This window comes from Pseudomonas sp. Z4-7 (genome assembly GCF_051131965.1).
Classification (GTDB): domain Bacteria; phylum Pseudomonadota; class Gammaproteobacteria; order Pseudomonadales; family Pseudomonadaceae; genus Aquipseudomonas.
Genome location: NZ_CP071642.1, coordinates 2,828,473 through 2,845,749, shown reverse-complemented (window position 1 = coordinate 2,845,749; position 17,277 = coordinate 2,828,473). Strand labels below are relative to the sequence as shown.

Sequence of the window (17,277 nt, the reverse complement as noted above, 5' to 3'; positions counted from 1 at the left end):
AGGATGGGAAACGTGGACAAGGAAGCCATCAGGATTCGTACCCTGCAACTCGCCGACACCGAGGCGTTGCTGGCGTTTGAAGTGGATAATCGCCAGTGGTTCGAGCAGCACATCGATGCGCGCGCCTCGGCGTTTTATTCGTTGCAGGGGGTCAGCGAGCACATCGGCGATTACCTGTCCGGCTTCGCCGCCGGGACCTGGCACCCGTTTGTCATAGAGGACGCCGGCGGAGCGATTATCGGGCGAGCGAACCTCAAGGACATCGACACCAGCGAGCGAACGGCGCAGGTCGGCTATCGAATCGCCCAACACGCTTGTGGCAAGGGACTGGCGACGCTGGCAGTGAAGCACTTGATCGAGCAGGCCCGGTCACACTGGCGACTCGAACGGTTGCTAGCCGATGTCTATGTACAAAATGCCGGCTCGGTGAAAGTGCTCAAGCGTTGTGGTTTTATGGTGGAGCCTACCCAGCCGGAGGCCAACGGGCAGCATCATTGGTATTCGCTTTTAATCCAGCCCCGGTAGTTCTGGACGTCCATGAGCGACTTTTTCATCGAGCCACAAACGGATAATGCTCGATACGGCAAGGATAGTCGTTGCCGTCGCCCTTGCAGATTCCATCCAGATAGCGGTACTTGATCCGTATCGCCTGGCCTTTCCCGGGCCATTTGCGGCGTGGCAGCGTGGCCTGGTAGTCGGCGGTTTCCGGAATGAAGCTGATCACCGCGCCCTCTTCCGGGCATTCCACACTGGGCGAGGCCGGGCGCGCCTTCAGGACTTGGGCCTGGAGCTTCGGCGTGGGCCGTTTCACCACTTCGGTGACATGCAGCTGGATATCGCAGATCTGCCACGTCGCGGCCTGCGCCGGTGCGCAAAAGGCTGCAAGCGCCAGGGCCAATGGCGCGGAGTACGCTGGGAGCATGGTCATTTCGGTCCTTTTTTCTGCGGCGGATTTGCGTCCGCCATCCTCTCACACCAAGGTATGTGAGGTCCCCGGACAAAAAAAGCCCCGCGACCGAAGACGGTGCGGGGCAAGGGAATTGGTTGGTTGCGGCCAACCAAAGGAGCACGGAGAAAAGCGTTTACGGGCCGGTCAGATGCACTCCTGTGCGGCGCGCTCGAAACTCGAAGGCAGGAGATTGGACGCCAGCAGGTGGCGCTCGTAGACAAACACCTTGCCGCCACTGCCGGCCTTGTAGGCTTCCAGCACGTTGTCCGCCGAAATCTTGCTTGGCACGACGATGCGGTAGCTGCGCTGGCTCTGCGAGACCATCGGGTGCAAAGCGCTGCCTTGCAACTTCGGCACGACGCATTCAGCGTATTCGGCCGGGGTCTTGCTGGTCTGCAAGGTCAGGGTCGGATCGTTCGGTGCCGAGGCACATCCCGCCAATAACAGCGGGGAAAACGCCAGGGACAGTAGAAATAAAGGGCGCATGGATCGGTCCTGAAAATAAAAACGTTGGGCTGCGTCTCGATGGCGCTGATTTTCCAATGATTGCCCGCAAAGCAGAACTTGCATTTGCTAATGGTCACTATTACTCATAGCAATAGTTGCAAGCCGGAATGATGAGGAACGGATGAGAACGTTTGACTTGATTCGTGACGCGGTACTGCCCGACTTCCGTGAGCGGGTGGCTGAGTACCTGGTCCAGTACGAAAGCGTGCTGTTGAGCAATGCCGAAATCGCCCCCCAGCTCAAGCGGGACACGGCCAATCAACTGCGCGGTTACCTGCGCGGGTTGAACACTACCCGGGTGTTGGGCATGGCGGACTGGGAGGAACTGGATCGGCGGGTGATGAGTACCTGGCTATCCGACTGACTGGCGAAATCCCCGAGGCGTACAGCCGAATTCGCGGCGAAACACCGTGTGCAGGTACTGCGCCGACTTGAAGCCGCAATCGCGGGCGATATCGGCAATTGCCAGCTCGGTGTTCTCCAACCCGCTGGCCGCCGCCGCCAGCTTGAAGCGCAGGATCTCGTCGTGAACGCTGCAACCACGCTCCTTGCGAAAATGCGACTCCAGGGATGAACGCGACACGCCGACATACGCCGCCACTTGCGCGGTCTTGATGCCCTGGCAGGCGTATTGGCGAATGAACAACAAAGCCTGCATGACATAAGGATTGCCCAGTGGCTGGTGCAGGCTCGACGCTTGCACGTTGATCGCCTCGGGCGGTATCAACACCTGGGTGCCGGTGGAAGGCATGCCGTGCAGCATCTGATGAAGCAGGCGCGCGGCGGTCCGGCCCATGGTTTCGGTGCCCTGCACCACCGAACTGAGCGGCACCCGGGTCAGGCTGCGGGTCAGCGGGTCGTTGTCGATGCCGATCAACGCGACTTGCTCCGGCACGGCGATCCCGGCTGTCAGGCAAGCTTGCAGCAACTGCCGGGCCCGCGCGTCGCTGACAGCGATGATGCCGATGGGTTTGGGCAGGCTCTGCAGCCAGGCGATCTGCTGCTCGACCGCGCTGTCCCAAAGCGGCGCGCTGGTGCCCATGCCGCGGTACACCTGCGCCGGCAGGCCATCGCGCTGCATCAACTGACGAAAGGCCTTTTCCCGTTCCTGGGCCCAGCGATTGGCCTGGGCTTCGGGCAGGCTGAAACAGGCGAACTGTGTCAACCCGGCTTCGATCAGATGCGCGTAGGCCAACTTGATCAGCGCGTGATTATCCGTAGCGACATATGGAATACCCTTCGGATAGGCGCGCTCGTCCTGATACGAGCCCCCCACCGCCACCACGGGCAGCTTGATCCCGGCCAGCGCCTCGCCGATCAGCGGGTCATCGAAGTCGGCGATGATTCCATCGCCCTGCCAGCGCTCGATCCCTTTCAACCGGCAGTGAAAATCCTCCTCGAGAAACAGGTCCCAGGACGCGCGCGTGCTGCTCAGGTAGTTGCCGATGCCGCTGATGATGCCGCGGTCGTAGATCTTGCTGCCGTTGAACAGCAGGGCGATGCGGTGAACGGGCGGGACGATTTTCATTGTTTTTACCCTGGGCCGATGGACACAGACTAGGCGCGCGAACGGCGAATCTCAATACTCAAAATCGAACTGCCGATTGGTGATTTTCATAATCAGCAGCCTGCGGGCCGGCGGTAGTATCGGGACACCGCCAAGAATAAAAAGGAAACCCGCCCATGTCGTACTTCCCCGATGTCGAGCCGATTCGTTATGAAGGCCCCGGCAGCGACTCGCCGCTCGCCTTCCGCCATTACGACGCCAACAAACTGGTGCTCGGCAAACCCATGCGCGAGCACCTGCGCATGGCCGTCTGCTACTGGCATACGTTTGTCTGGCCAGGGTCCGATGTGTTCGGTGCCGGGACCTTCAAGCGCCCGTGGCAGCACGCCGGCGATCCGCTGGAACTGGCGATCGGCAAGGCCGAGGCGGCGTTCGAGTTTTTCTCCAAGCTGGGCATCGACTACTACTGCTTCCACGACACCGACGTCGCGCCGGAAGGACAATCGTTGAAGGAGTACCGCAACAACTTCGCGCAGATGGTCGATCACCTGGAGCGCCATCAGGAACAAAGCGGAATCAAGCTGTTGTGGGGCACCGCCAATTGCTTCAGCAACCCGCGTTTTGCCGCCGGCGCCGCCAGCAACCCGGACCCACAGGTCTTCGCCTGCGCCGCCGCCCAGGTGTTCAGCGCCATGAACGCCACTCAGCGTTTGAAGGGTTCCAACTACGTATTGTGGGGCGGCCGTGAAGGCTATGAAACCCTGCTCAATACCGACCTTGCGCGCGAACGCGAACAGTTGGGCCGCTTCATGCGCATGGTGGTCGAGCACAAGCACAAGATCGGCTTCAAGGGCGACCTGCTGATCGAGCCCAAGCCCCAGGAGCCGACCAAGCACCAATACGACTACGACAGCGCCACCGTGTTCGGCTTCCTGCAACAGTTCGGCCTGGAGAACGAAATCAAGGTCAACATCGAGGCCAACCACGCGACCCTGGCCGGGCACAGTTTCCATCATGAAATCGCCACGGCGGTCTCCCTGGGAATCTTCGGCAGCATCGATGCCAACCGTGGCGATCCGCAGAACGGCTGGGACACCGACCAGTTTCCCAACAGCGTCGAGGAAATGACCCTCGCCACCTATGAAATCCTCAAGGCCGGGGGCTTCGGCAACGGCGGGTTCAACTTCGACTCCAAAGTCCGCCGCCAGAGCGTCGACGACGTCGATCTGTTCCACGGTCATGTTGCCGCCATGGACGTGCTCGCCCTGTCCCTGGAGCGCGCGGCGGCCATGGTGCAGAACGATCAACTGCAGAAATTCAAGGACCAGCGCTACGCGGGCTGGCAGCAGCCGTTCGGCAAAGCGGTTCTGGCGGGGGACTTCAGCCTCGAATCACTGGCTGAGCATGCGTTCACCAACGAGCTGAATCCGCAGGCCGTCAGCGGTCGGCAGGAGATGCTGGAAAACGTCGTCAACCGGTTCATTTACCCCTGACCACAGGCAACCTCCGTGGGCGCAGGGAGGTTGTTACATTCGCGCGACAAATCTGCGCCCGGAACGTCGAACAAGTCTCTACAGTTCTACCGGCATCATGTTCATCGTCAGGCAGTGTCTTTCAAAAAACAATAAAAGGACGCACCACCATGAAAACCTTCAAACGTACCCTGCTCGCCGGCGCCCTCGCCCTGCTGTCGCTTCCGGCCATGGCCGACGCGACCCACCCGAAAATCGGTTTTTCCATTGATGACCTGCGCCTGGAACGCTGGTCGCGCGACCGTGACTACTTTGTCGCGGCGGCGGAAAAACTCGACGCCAAGGTCTACGTGCAATCGGCGGACGCCAACGAGCAGAAGCAGATTTCCCAGATCGAAAACCTCATTTCCCGGGGCGTCGATGTGATCGTCATCGTGCCGTTCAACGCTACCGTGCTGACCAACGCCGTCGCTGAAGCCAAGAAGGCCGGGATCAAGGTGGTGTCCTATGACCGGCTGATCCTCAACGCCGACATCGACGCCTACATTTCCTTCGATAACGAAAAAGTCGGCGAGATGCAGGCCGGCGGTGTCCTGAAGGCAGCGCCGAAGGGTAACTACTTCCTGCTGGGCGGCGCCCCTACGGACAACAACGCCAAGATCCTGCGCGAAGGCCAGATGAAGGTGCTGCAACCGGCCATCGACAAGGGCGACATCAAGATTGTCGGCCAGCAATGGGTGAAGGAATGGAACCCCACCGAAGCCCTGAGCATCGTTGAAAACGCCCTGACCCGGAACAACAACAAGATCGATGGCATCGTCGCCTCCAACGACGCCACCGCCGGCGGCGCCATCCAGGCCCTGGCCGCGCAGAAGCTGGCCGGCAAGGTACCGATCTCGGGCCAGGACGCCGACCTGGCGGCGGTCAAGCGCGTGATCGACGGCACGCAGACCATGACGGTCTACAAGCCGCTGAAACTGATCGCTTCCGAAGCCGCCAAGCTCTCGGTACAACTGGCGCGCAACGAGAAGCCCACCTACAGCTCGCAGTACGACAACGGCAACAAGAAGGTCGACACCATCCTGCTCACGCCCACCGCGCTGACCAAGGACAACATCGACCTGCTGGAAAAGGACGGGTTCTACACCAAGGCGCAGATTGCCGGGCAGTGATCAAAGCGCACCCCGGGACTTTTTGCCAAACAGTCCCTGTGGGAGCGAGCTTGCTCGCGATGGCGGCCTGACAGTCAACATTGGTGTCGGATGTGACGGCCTCATCGCGAGCAAGCTCGCTCCCACAGGGCTGGGTGGTGCTCCTCAACGCTGCCTGTGAGCCCTTTTTTACGAGCCCTCGCCATGTCCGAATACCTGTTGCAAATGAACGGCATCGTCAAGACCTTTGGCGGTGTCAAAGCCCTCAACGGCATCGACATCAAGGTCCGGCCCGGGGAATGTGTCGGCCTGTGCGGTGAAAACGGCGCGGGCAAATCCACGTTGATGAAAGTCCTCTCGGCGGTCTACCCCTATGGCACCTGGGAGGGCGAAATCCTCTGGGACGGCCAGCCGCTGAAAGCCCAATCGATCAGCGAAACCGAGGCCGCCGGGATCGTCATCATCCATCAGGAACTGACGCTGGTCCCCGACCTGTCAGTGGCCGAAAATATCTTCATGGGCCACGAGCTGACCCTGCCCGGCGGGCGCATGAACTATCCGGCGATGATCCATCGCGCCGAAGCCCTGATGCGTGAGCTCAAAGTGCCGGACATGAACGTCTCGCTGCCGGTTTCGCAGTACGGCGGTGGCTACCAGCAACTGGTCGAGATCGCCAAGGCGCTGAATAAACAGGCGCGTCTGCTGATCCTCGACGAGCCCTCCTCGGCCCTGACCCGCTCGGAAATCGAGGTGCTGCTGGACATCATCCGCGACCTCAAGGCCAAGGGCGTGGCCTGCGTGTACATCTCCCACAAGCTCGATGAAGTGGCGGCGGTGTGCGACACCATTTCCGTCATCCGCGATGGCAAACACATCGCGACCACCGCCATGGCCGATATGGATATCCCGAAAATCATCACGCAGATGGTCGGGCGGGAAATGAGCAACCTCTACCCCACCGAACCCCACGAGATCGGCGAGGTGATTTTCGAGGCGCGCCACATCACCTGCTACGACGTCGACAACCCCAGGCGCAAACGGGTCGACGATATTTCGTTTGCGCTCAAGCGCGGGGAAATCCTCGGCATCGCCGGGCTGGTGGGCGCCGGTCGCACGGAACTGGTGTCAGCCCTGTTCGGCGCCTACCCCGGACGCCATGAAGGCGAGGTCTGGCTGGACGGCCAGCGGATCGACAGCAGCACACCGCTCAAATCGATCCGCGCCGGCCTGTGCATGGTCCCCGAAGACCGCAAGCGCCAAGGCATCATCCCGGACCTGGGCGTCGGCCAGAACATCACCCTGGCGGTGCTGGAGAACTTCTCGAAGATGACCCGGATCGATGCCGAGGCCGAACTGGGCAGCATCGACCGGGAGATCTCGCGCATGCATCTGAAGACCGCAAGCCCGTTCCTGCCGATCACCAGCCTGTCCGGCGGCAACCAGCAAAAAGCCGTGTTGGCGAAGATGCTCCTGACCAAGCCACGGGTGTTGATTCTCGACGAGCCCACCCGAGGCGTGGATGTGGGTGCCAAGTACGAGATCTACAAGCTGATGGGCGCGCTGGCGGCCGAAGGCGTGTCGATCATCATGGTGTCCTCGGAGCTGGCCGAAGTGCTCGGGGTGTCCGACCGCGTGCTGGTGATTGGCGACGGCCAGTTGCGCGGCGATTTCGTCAATCGTGAACTGACCCAGGAGCAGGTGCTTGCGGCCGCGCTCAGCCATCCCGAAGCCCCTGACAACAATGATCGGAAATCCGCGTAGATGAATCAGGTCAAACAAGTGTTCACCCGCTACAAAATGCTCGCCCTGGTGATTGCCGTGGCGGTCATCTGGCTGTTCTTCAGCTGGCAGACCGAGGGCGGATTCCTGACTCCGCGCAACCTCTCCAACCTGCTGCGGCAGATGTCCATCACCGGAATCCTGGCCTGCGGCATGGTGCTGGTGATCATCAGCGGCGAGATCGACCTGTCGGTGGGCTCGCTGCTGGGCTTGCTCGGCGGGCTCGCGGCGATTCTCGATGTGGTCTATCACATTCCGCTACTGGCGAACCTGAGCCTGGTCGCCCTGTGCGGGCTGGTCATCGGCCTCGCCAACGGCTACATGACCGCCTACCTGCGCATCCCCTCGTTCATCGTCGGCTTGGGCGGCATGCTGGCGTTTCGCGGAATTCTGCTGGGCATCACCGGCGGCACCACCATCGCCCCGGTATCGCCGGAGCTGGTTTATGTCGGCCAGGGTTATCTGCCCCATGCGGTCGGCACGGGCCTTGGCGTGGTGCTGTTTGCCCTGACGTTGTTCCTGACCTGGAAACAACGCCGCAATCGCGCCTTGCACGGCCTGGCCGCCCATTCATTGGTGCGCGACGTGGTGCGGGTGGTGTTGATCGGCGCAGTGCTCGCCGGTTTCGTCTATACGTTGAACAGCTACGACGGGATTCCGGTTCCGGTGCTGCTGCTGTTGGTCCTGCTGGGGGTGTTCAGCTACGTGACCAGCCAGACCGTGTTCGGCCGGCGCGTCTATTCCGTGGGCAGCAACATGGAAGCCACCCGCCTGTCCGGCATCAACGTGCAAGCGGTGAAACTCTGGATCTTCGGCATCATGGGCGTGATGTGCGCCCTCGCCGGCATGGTCAACACCGCGCGCCTGGCGGCCGGCTCCCCCTCGGCCGGCAACATGGGCGAACTGGACGCCATCGCTGCCTGTTTCATCGGCGGCACCTCCATGCGCGGCGGCTCCGGGACGGTCTACGGTGCGCTGCTAGGCGCGCTGGTCATCACCAGCCTGGACAACGGCATGTCGATGCTCGACGTCGACAGCTACTGGCAGATGATTGTCAAAGGCAGCATTCTGGTCCTGGCCGTATGGGTAGACGTCAGCACCCGGACTGGACGACGTTGATGGCCGCCCCTTGGGTGATTGATCACGACTCGTGTGCAACGCCTTCACTTTTGCCCGCTTGATGCTTTCAGGGCGGGGCATATGCTGTTCACAGCAAGCCCCGCCAGGACAAGAAGCGCGCGAAAATGAACAGCCCGAGAACGCTTTATCAGAAACATATCGACAGCCATACCGTTTGCCCGCTGGATGATAAGGGCCACGTGCTGCTGTACATCGACCGTCAGGTCGCCAACGAATACACCAGCCCGCAAGCGTTCAGCGGCCTGCGCGAAGCCCACCGCAGCGTCTGGCGCCCCAGCGCAACCCTCGCGGTGGTTGACCACGTCAACCCGACCACGCCTCAACGCATCGCGGCCATGCCGGATGCGGGCGGCGCCCGGCAGGTGTCCTACTTCGCCGAAAACTGCCGAGACTTCGGCATCGAACTGTTGGATGTGCTCGACAAGCGCCAGGGCATCGAGCACGTCGTCGCTCCCGAGCAAGGCTTCATCCTGCCGGGCATGGTCATCGCCGCCGGCGACAGCCATACCACCACCTACGGTGCGCTCGGGGCGTTCGGTTTCGGCATCGGCACTTCTGAAATCGAACATTTGCTGGCCACCCAGACGCTGGTCTACAAGCGTCTGAAAACCCTGCGCGTCACGGTCAATGGCGCCCTCGGCGCGGGCGTCACCGCCAAGGACGTCATCATGGCGCTGATCGAAAAAATCGGCGCCTCGGGCGCTACGGGCTACGCAATCGAATTCACCGGCCCGGTCATCAGCGCACTGAGCGTCGAAGCGCGGATGACCATCTGCAACATGGCCGTGGAAGCGGGTGCGAGAGGCGCGTTCATGGCCCCCGATGACAAAGTCTTTAACTACTTGCAAAGCAAACCCCGTGCGCCTCGGGGCGAGCTGTGGGAACAGGCCGTGGCCAAGTGGCAAGACCTGCGCAGCGATGAGGATGCGGTATTCGATCGGGAAGTGAGCCTCGATGTCGCTGCGCTGGAGCCGATGGTGACCTGGGGCACCAGCCCCGACCAGGCAGCGCCGATTGGCGGCCAGGTACCGGATCCGGCGGCGCAGCCCGACCCGATCCTGCGCCAGGGCCTGCAGCGGGCGCTGGACTACATGGGGCTGACGCCAGGGATGCCCCTTGGCGAAGTGCAGATCAGCCATGCCTTCATCGGCTCCTGCACCAATGCGCGCATCGAAGACCTGCGCGACGCGGCACGGGTCGTCCGCGGCAAGCGGGTCGCGGCCCATGTGCGGGCGATGATCGTGCCCGGCTCCACCGCGGTGCGCGACCAGGCCGAAGAGGAAGGACTGGCTGCGATCTTCCGCGACGCGGGTTTCGAATGGCGCCAGTCCGGCTGCTCGATGTGCCTGGCGATGAACGACGACGTGCTTGCACCAGGTGATCGCTGCGCATCCAGCACCAATCGCAATTTCGAAGGACGCCAGGGCGCGGGCGCGCGCACTCACCTGATGAGTCCGGCCATGGTGGCCGCCGCCGCGATAACCGGTCACCTGACCGACGTCCGCTCACTGCTCCCGGAGGCCTGAAGATGCAACCCTTTGACACCGTAACCGGCATCGCCGCCCCGCTGCTGGCCGCCAACATCGACACCGACGTCATCATGCCCAAGCAGTTCCTCAAGGGCATCGACCGCCAGGGGCTGGACCGGGGCCTGTTCTTTGACCTGAGATGGCGCGAGCCTGGCGTTGCCAATCCGGATTTCGTGCTCAATCAACCTGGCTGGCGCGATGCGACCTTCCTGGTGGTGGGCGAAAACTTCGGCTGTGGCTCAAGCCGTGAGCATGCGGTTTGGGGCTTGAAGCAGGTAGGGATCAGGGCGCTGATCGGTACGAGTTTCGCCGGGATCTTCTACGACAATTGCCAGCGAAACGGGGTGCTGCTGATTGAGCTTGCCGAGGCCCAGTGGAAAAAGATTGCCGAACTCGTTGGCCGTGCGGATACGGCCGCTATCAGCGTCAACCTTCCCGAGCAGCGCATTGAGCTGGCGGACGGCAGCGTTATGGCGTTCGAGATCGACAGACTGCGCAAGGAGTCGTTGCTGCTGGGGTTGGATGCCATTGGCGCAACGCTCCAGCGTGCCGAGCAGATTCGCCGGTTCGAGCGTCGGCATCTGGCGGAGAATCCCTGGTTGTAGGGGTTGGGTTTGACCTGATTTTGGTAGGTCCGGGCTTCCCCTGTGGGCTGAGAAATCTGCGCCTGTCGAAATCCAATGTGGGAGCGAGCCTGCTCGCGAAGGCGGCGTGTCAGCCGCTGAAGATGTTGGTTAGGCTGGCCCCTTCGCGAGCAGGCTCGCTCCCACAGGGGGTCCGTGTATACGTGAGGTCTGTGTCTGTCGAAAATCCAATGTGGGAGCGAGCTTGCTCGCGATGGCGGCGTGTCAGCCACTGAAGATGTTGGATGGGCTGGCCCTATCGCGAGCAAGCTCGCTCCCACAGGGGGTCCGTATATATCGTGAGGTCTGTGTCTGTCGAATATTACAGTGTGGGAGCGAGCCTGCTCGCGAAGGCGGCGTGTCAGCCGCTGAAGATGTTGGATGAGCCGGCCCCTTCGCGAGCAGGCTCGCTCCCACAGAGGACGCCACTATGTCTGACCAATCGACAAATCCCGGAAGCACTCCTCGAGAAACTCGACACATACCCGCAATTTGGCCGACTGGCTGAGCCGGGTCGGGTATACGGCCCAGACATTGGCGCTTTGCGAATAGTCTGGCAGCACCTGGACCAGCCGCCCCTGCTCCAGCAGCGGCTTGACGTCCCACATCGAGCGCAGCAGGATCCCGCCGCCGCTCAACGCCCACTCCAGAACGATCTCGCCACTGTTGGATGATAACGGGCCGCCGACGCGTACCGTTGCCTCCTCGCCATCCCGGGTCAGCGTCCATAGGCCGAACGCGTTATTGCGCTCTTTGAGCACCAGGCAATCATGGGCGTCAAGCTCTTCCAGCGAATGCGGGATGCCCCGCCGTTGCAGATACTCCGGGCTTGCGCAGAGTATCCGCCGATTGCTCGCCAGCTTGCGCCCCAGGTGTTGGTCCGGCAGGTCATCACCGACGCGGATCTCCAGGTCGAAGCCTTCGCCGACGATATCGACGACGCGGTCGAATACGTCCAGGCGGATGTCGAGCCGTGGGTACGCCTGCGACAGTTTGCCGATGGCCGGTGCGACGTGGTTGCGGCCAAAACCGAAACTGCTGCAGATGTGCAGAGCGCCGCTGGGCTGATGTCGCGCCTGGGCGATTTCACCGACAAACTCCTCGAAATCCCCCAATAGCTTTTCGGCCCAGACCCGCACGCGCTCGCCATCGTCGGTCAGGGCGATGCGCCGGGTGGTACGGTGCAGCAAGCGCGTGGCGAGCGTTGCTTCCAGTACCGAAATGCGCTTGCTGATATAGGCCGGTGAATAACCCAGCGCTTGCGCGGCACTGGCAAAGCCGTTTTTTCGAACGACGGTGAGAAAGACCTTCAGGTCCTCCGGTAATGGAAACTGATCACGACTCGTGTTCATAAGCCCCACGGCAGCGCTATTCTTCGCAGATTTTGCGAAGAATAGCATCGATCCCGCCCGGCTCAACCGTCGTATTTATTCATCAGCTTCAGTGTTACCCCGTTCGTCCAGCCGAAGCCGTCCTGCAGTTCGTATTCGCCGCCCCCACCGCCGTCGCCCTGTCCGGACACGTCGTACTTCTCGACCAATTTGTCCTCTTTGAGATAAAGGTCTTGGACCTGCTTCAGAAAGCGGTTGCCAACTTCCCGGGCCAGTTCCGTTTGTCCGTAGCGGTCCAATCCTTCGACCGCCACCCATTGCAACGGCGCCCAGCCATTGGGCTCGTCCCACTGCTGGCCGTTATTGACTTGGGTGGTGGCGATGCCGCCCGGACGCAACAAACCTCGACGCACCGCATCGGCGGTACGATCGGCGCGTTCGGCAGAGGCCAGGCCGGTGTACAGCGGGAACAGCGTTGCGGCAGTCAATCCCGGCCGTTGCCGGTTCTGCTGCCAGTCGTAGTCCACGTAATAACCACCCTCGGCGTTCCACAAGTGCGTCTCGATGGCGCGCTGGCGTTGCTCGGCACGCTGCCCATAGGCCTGGACGCAAGGCGTGTTCGCCACCGTCTCACAGGCCTTGGCGATGGTGCGCTCCAGGTGGAACATCAGGCTGTTGAGGTCCACCGGCACAATCGACGTGGTTCGGATGGTCGCCAGGTTCTTGCCGTCCCCCAGCCAGCGGGAGCTGAAATCCCAGCCGCTTTCGGCCCCGGCGCGCAAGTCGCGCCAGACCTCCTCCTTGGGTCGCTGTGGCGCCTGTTCGGCGGTCTTCGTGTCTTGCAGCCATGACTCCTGCCGAGGCGTAGCGTCGGCATCCCAATAACGGTTGAGCACACTGCCATCGGCGAGCTTGACGACATGCTGCACCGCCTCACCGGCCTTGAGGGCCTGCGCCCCGTCCATCCAGTAGGCATATTCCTTTTGCAGCTGGGGAAGGTAGCGCCCGTAGGCCTGCTCGCCTTCGATGTGCGCCTGCAACTCGACCATGTAAGCAAAGAACGGTGGCTGCGAGCGGCTCAGGTAGTAGCTGCGGTTGCCATTGGGGATATGGCCGTAGGTGTCGATCATGTAGGCAAAATTGTCGGTCATCTGGCGAACCTGCGCCTTGTCGCCGCTTTGCTCCAGACCGAGCATGGTGAAATACGAGTCCCAGTAATACATTTCGCGGAAACGTCCGCCCGGAACTACATACGGTTGCGGCAACGGCAGCAGGCTGCTGTAGGGCGGCACGTGGGTGTAGGTTCGGCTGAGCACGGGCCAGAGATTATCGATGTGCTCCTTGATCGGCGCACCCGGTTCGGGGGCAGGACTTTCAGCCTGGCCGGATTCGATGAAGTTGTCCTTTATGAAGGCATCGAGATCGAAATCGGCGCCCTCCCGACGGGCCAGGTAATCGGCACGGATCTTCGCCGGGTCACGCTTGGGCAACGCATCGACGAAATGCTTCTGGTCGGTGAACACCTGCTGACGCTGCACGGCTTCGAACAGTTCGGGGTACATCTGGTCGGGCGGCTGATTGGCCCGGTCCCGGGCGTCGGCATAACTCCATATGGCGGCAGGTTGGCTTGAACAGGCCGTGCACAGCACGACAGCGAGAGACAGGCTGGGGAAATACAGTGGTCGCATCGGCGGCTCCATCATTTGTCGTTCCTGACCAACGAGTGACAGAACGAGGTGGAGCGCGGTTCACTCGAAATGCCTTTCCTCACCTCGACGGAACCCCTGCCTGACCCCTGCTCTCTATCGCAGGACCAACAGGACGGAGGTGTTGATCATGATTGCCCCAGCAACCGGCATGCGGCACGGTGAGCGTTACGCCGTTGAAAGCATCGAGCGCGCGCCTCACTTCCCGGGTTTTTTCCTTGATGGAAAGTATTACCTGGGCCCTGAATTGAATACGGCAGTGGGCTGGCTGGAAGGCCAGACCTTCCTCTACGACCAGCTCGACCCCGAGGGCGAGCCGGTGTACCCCGGCAGAGTGGCCGGCACCATCGAGGACCTGACGCTGATAATGGCCGATGGCGTGCGCCTCAAGCTGACCCCCTTGCAGCCCGACATCGACCGGCCCACGGGCCCCGCCGCTACCTCCGCTCAGACAAAGTCGTATCCCTTGGCGGAAAAACTCGTGGTTATCACCGGAGCGTCCAGCGGAATCGGCCGTGCCACCGCCCTGGCGTTTGCCCGGCAACGGGCGCGCCTGGTGCTGGCGGCACGTGATCGGGAGGCGCTCGCCGAAGTTGTCGACGAATGCCAGGCCCAGGGCGTCGCCGCATTGGCGGTGTGCACCGATGTCACCCGCAGCGAACAGATGCAGGCGCTAGCCGCCGAGGCCGCCGCGTTTGGCGACGGCCGCATCGACATCTGGATCAACAATGCCGGCGTCGGCGCGGTGGGCAGTTTCGAGCAAACGCCGCTTGAGGTACATGAACAGGTTCTGCAAACCGACCTGCTCGGCTACCTGCGGGGCGCCTATGTGGCATGGCCCTATTTCAAGGCGCAGAAGCGCGGGATCCTGATCAACACCCTGTCGCTGGGCAGTTGGGTCGCCCAGCCCTATGCCGCTGCCTACTCGGCAAGCAAATACGGCTTGCGCGGCTTGTCCGAAGCCTTGCGCGGTGAACTCGGCGAATACCGGGACATCCATGTCTGCGACATCTACCCCGCCGTCATCGACACGCCGGGCTTTCGCGACGGCGCCAATTACACCGGCCATGCGCTCAAGCCACCGCCTCCCGTCTACGACCCGCAGCGGGTTGCCGAAGCGATGGTCAGCTGTGCGCTCAACCCCAAGCCCAGCACCACCGTGGGCAGCGCGGCGGTACTGGCGAGAGTCGCCCATGTCCTCTTGCCCGGCTTCCCGCAACTGTCCGGTTGGTTGACGCGTCTGGCCCTGAACCGCAGTCCGGCGTTGGCTTCATCCTCGGGCAACCTGTTCAACCCGCCCAGCGGGCCGCGTAAAATCGAAGGCGGCTGGCGCAAGCCTGCGCGACGGCCATCGCCCGTGCTGGTGGCGGGCGCGGCGCTGTTGCTTGGCGGGTGCCTGGTGGCATTGGGTCGAGAGCGTGACCGCAGGTGACCGCACAGCGAGGCGATCGGGTCAGTCCTGCGCCGAGCGGAACGCTTCGACGTTGAGCCCGAACCGGCTCATCTTGTTGTACAGCCCGCCCCGGGACACATTCAACTGTCGGGCGGCCAGGCGGATATTGCCGCGTGTGTCCCGCAGGGCGGCGATGATCGCATTTATTTCGTGGGTATCCAGATCAACGGCCGCCCTGGGTTCCGGAGTAGCCTCGCGGGCCGAGGGCCGTCCGCCCTTCCTGACTTCCAGGGCCAGGTCATTCGCCTGGATGAGTTCGGTGGTTGCCAGGTTGGTCGCGCGCTCAATGACGTTTTCCAGCTCACGGACGTTCCCCGGCCAATGATAGGCATCGAGAACCTCCAGCGCCTGTGGTGACAGGTCTCGTATCGGCTTTCGCAGCGACCGGGCACACCGCGCGAGGAAATGCCGCGCCAGCAAGGGCACATCCTCCCGCCGCATCCGCAGCGGCGGCACCGTCAGGCTCAGCACATTGAGGCGGTAATAAAGGTCCTCGCGAAAGGCCCCGTCGGCGACGGCCTGGCTCAGGTTGCGGTGAGTGGCGGCAATGATGCGCACGTTGACCCGCAGCGATTTTTTCGCCCCCACCCGCGTCACTTCGCCTTCCTGCAGGACGCGCAGCAGGCTGACCTGCGCATCAAAGGCCATATCACCGATCTCGTCGAGGAAGATCGTCCCGCCATCGGCCAGTTCGAATTTGCCCGCCGAGCCGCCGCGAGCCGATCCGGTGAACGCACCTTCGACATGGCCGAACAGTTCGCTCTGCACCAGATCCCGGGGAATGGCCCCGCAATTGACCGCCACGAACGGACCGCCACTGCGGTCGCTGGCGTTATGGATGGCCTGGGCAAACAGCTCCTTTCCGGTGCCACTCTCACCGAGAATCAGCGTGGTCGAGTCACTGCGACTGGCGATCCGGCCCAGTTGCAAGGCGTCCTGAATGGCCCGTGAACGACCCTGGATGATTTCGAAGGTGTAGCTGGCCTGGGTGCCGATGATGCGCCGGGTAATCTCACGGATGCGCCGATTCTCGCGCAGCGAAACGATACGACCGCCCTGCTCCAGAGGGCAGACAGACACCAGGCAGGCCAGATGACTGCGGTCATGCAGCTCGAAGGTGCAATCCAGGTCCCTTGCCCCTTCGCCATCCCTGCGCAGGATCTGGCCGCTTTGCTCGGTCTGCCCAAGGCTCTGGAACGGCTTGCCCAACCAGTCACGATCGACGCGGAACAATTGCCGGGCGTAATGGTTGAGGGCCTTGATGCAACCCGTTTCATCGAGTACCACCAAGCCCTCGTTGAGCACTTCAAGCACTGTCTGTTGTTCTTCCAGCAGTGCCTGCAGCGCCATTTGCCGGGAGACCGCTTCAGCCGCGGCCTGGACGGTGCCCAGGGTATGGAAGTGAAACCAGCCGGGCTCGGCGGTCAGGGTAAGCATCGCCAGGGTCCGGCCATGAGCATCGCGGATAGGCGCGGCGGCACAATGCATACGCCGCTGGCGCAGGCCTATGCCGAAATTTTCCTCGGCCAGCACATACACCAGCCGGTCCTCGACCAGCGCCAGCCCGGTGCAATTGGTGCCCTGCACCGATTCGAGCAATCGGCTGCCGATGGGCGTGAGGTCCAGCCCGCAGAAATACAGGGTCGTGCCTTCGGCATCGGTCAGGTTGATATGCCCGTTGGGGTTGTAGGCGAGCAAGCCGCGCATGACCTGTGCGGCGGCGGCGATCAACAGGCGATTCGCCGTCAGCGTGGCGGTCAGCTCGGCGGGCGCGACAAAACGGTACTCGCCGTCCTCCGGATCCAGCCTGGCATCGACGCTGCGCCGCCAGGAATTCCAGATCACTTGCCTGACACCGGCGGGACGCTCGGTGCTGGCGTTCAGGCATGCTCGCCAGGCCTCTTCCAGCGCAGCGTTTGATCCTCCATTCAACGACGCGGGGCCGAGGGCGGTCAGATAGTCCCGGTCTTCAACGCTCAGGGACATGGTTTGTGCATTCATTGTCGGCTCTATGTTCAGGTTTTCGACATGTCAGTGTAGACATGTCCATGAAATGAACATCCCTCTTTCAAGATCGCAGAAAAAAACCTTTAAATTCAGCTCGTTGAATATTGGCACAGCAGTTGCTCC

At 62.2% G+C, this 17,277-nt stretch carries 15 protein-coding genes; 9 read left to right on the top strand and 6 right to left on the bottom strand.

Going from position 1 to position 17,277, the window contains the following annotated elements; genetic code table 11:
- The first annotated feature begins 3 nt into the window (after positions 1-3).
- Positions 4-525 carry a GNAT family N-acetyltransferase gene (locus J3P91_RS12965; RefSeq protein WP_434605121.1) on the top strand — a complete coding sequence of 174 codons (522 nt, stop codon included), beginning with the start codon at positions 4-6 and terminating at the stop codon, positions 523-525.
- A gap of 25 nt (positions 526-550) precedes the next feature.
- Here the strand turns inward: J3P91_RS12965 and J3P91_RS12960 are convergent, their stop codons facing one another.
- Both J3P91_RS12960 and J3P91_RS12955 read right to left on the bottom strand, forming a co-directional pair.
- Positions 551-928, bottom strand: a complete 378-nt coding sequence (locus J3P91_RS12960; protein ID WP_434604650.1) for a hypothetical protein — start codon at positions 926-928, stop codon at positions 551-553.
- Positions 929-1,093: 165 nt separating this feature from the next.
- Positions 1,094-1,435 (bottom strand): hypothetical protein, encoded by a 342-nt coding sequence (locus tag J3P91_RS12955; protein ID WP_434604648.1) that lies wholly within the window; start codon positions 1,433-1,435, stop codon positions 1,094-1,096.
- A gap of 142 nt (positions 1,436-1,577) precedes the next feature.
- Between J3P91_RS12955 and J3P91_RS12950 the strand changes: the two genes are divergently transcribed.
- The gene (locus J3P91_RS12950) at positions 1,578-1,820 is read left to right on the top strand and encodes a hypothetical protein (protein WP_434568676.1); all 243 of its coding nucleotides are present in this window, start codon (positions 1,578-1,580) and stop codon (positions 1,818-1,820) included.
- Here J3P91_RS12950 and J3P91_RS12945 read toward each other — a convergent pair.
- The gene (locus J3P91_RS12945; protein WP_434568677.1) at positions 1,809-2,984 is read right to left on the bottom strand and encodes a XylR family transcriptional regulator; all 1,176 of its coding nucleotides are present in this window, start codon (positions 2,982-2,984) and stop codon (positions 1,809-1,811) included. The genes J3P91_RS12950 and J3P91_RS12945 overlap by 12 nt on opposite strands.
- Positions 2,985-3,139: 155 nt before the next feature.
- On the opposite strand from J3P91_RS12945, the gene xylA reads away from it, so the two are divergent.
- From xylA to leuD, 6 genes are all read left to right on the top strand, one after another.
- Complete coding sequence (xylA, locus tag J3P91_RS12940) at positions 3,140-4,456, top strand: xylose isomerase (protein WP_434568678.1); 1,317 nt, start codon at positions 3,140-3,142, stop codon at positions 4,454-4,456.
- Between the two features lie 149 nt (positions 4,457-4,605).
- On the top strand, positions 4,606-5,607 hold the full coding sequence (gene xylF / locus J3P91_RS12935; RefSeq protein ID WP_305494967.1) for a D-xylose ABC transporter substrate-binding protein: 1,002 nt from the start codon (positions 4,606-4,608) through the stop codon (positions 5,605-5,607).
- A gap of 183 nt (positions 5,608-5,790) precedes the next feature.
- A complete protein-coding gene (xylG, locus tag J3P91_RS12930) occupies positions 5,791-7,347 on the top strand; it encodes a D-xylose ABC transporter ATP-binding protein (RefSeq protein WP_434604646.1) in 1,557 nt (518 codons plus the stop codon).
- Entirely contained in the window at positions 7,348-8,484 is a 1,137-nt protein-coding gene (locus J3P91_RS12925) for a sugar ABC transporter permease (protein WP_434568680.1), read from the top strand.
- A gap of 125 nt (positions 8,485-8,609) precedes the next feature.
- On the top strand, positions 8,610-10,031 hold the full coding sequence (gene leuC, locus J3P91_RS12920; RefSeq protein WP_434604644.1) for a 3-isopropylmalate dehydratase large subunit: 1,422 nt from the start codon (positions 8,610-8,612) through the stop codon (positions 10,029-10,031).
- A gap of 2 nt (positions 10,032-10,033) precedes the next feature.
- A complete protein-coding gene (gene leuD, locus J3P91_RS12915; RefSeq protein WP_434604642.1) occupies positions 10,034-10,639 on the top strand; it encodes a 3-isopropylmalate dehydratase small subunit in 606 nt (201 codons plus the stop codon).
- Positions 10,640-11,085: 446 nt separating this feature from the next.
- On the opposite strand, the gene J3P91_RS12910 is transcribed toward leuD, so the two are convergent.
- On the bottom strand, positions 11,086-12,009 hold the full coding sequence (locus J3P91_RS12910) for a LysR substrate-binding domain-containing protein (RefSeq protein WP_434604640.1): 924 nt from the start codon (positions 12,007-12,009) through the stop codon (positions 11,086-11,088).
- 62 nt (positions 12,010-12,071) lie between these two features.
- Positions 12,072-13,676 carry an alpha,alpha-trehalase TreA gene (gene treA / locus J3P91_RS12905; protein ID WP_434604638.1) on the bottom strand — a complete coding sequence of 535 codons (1,605 nt, stop codon included), beginning with the start codon at positions 13,674-13,676 and terminating at the stop codon, positions 12,072-12,074.
- Positions 13,677-13,824: 148 nt separating this feature from the next.
- Here treA and J3P91_RS12900 point away from each other — a divergent pair, with 148 nt between their 5' ends.
- Positions 13,825-15,126 (top strand): SDR family oxidoreductase, encoded by a 1,302-nt coding sequence (locus J3P91_RS12900; RefSeq protein WP_434604636.1) that lies wholly within the window; start codon positions 13,825-13,827, stop codon positions 15,124-15,126.
- 21 nt (positions 15,127-15,147) lie between these two features.
- Here the strand turns inward: J3P91_RS12900 and J3P91_RS12895 are convergent, their stop codons facing one another.
- The gene (locus J3P91_RS12895; protein WP_434604634.1) at positions 15,148-17,148 is read right to left on the bottom strand and encodes a sigma-54-dependent Fis family transcriptional regulator; all 2,001 of its coding nucleotides are present in this window, start codon (positions 17,146-17,148) and stop codon (positions 15,148-15,150) included.
- Positions 17,149-17,277 lie beyond the last annotated feature (129 nt).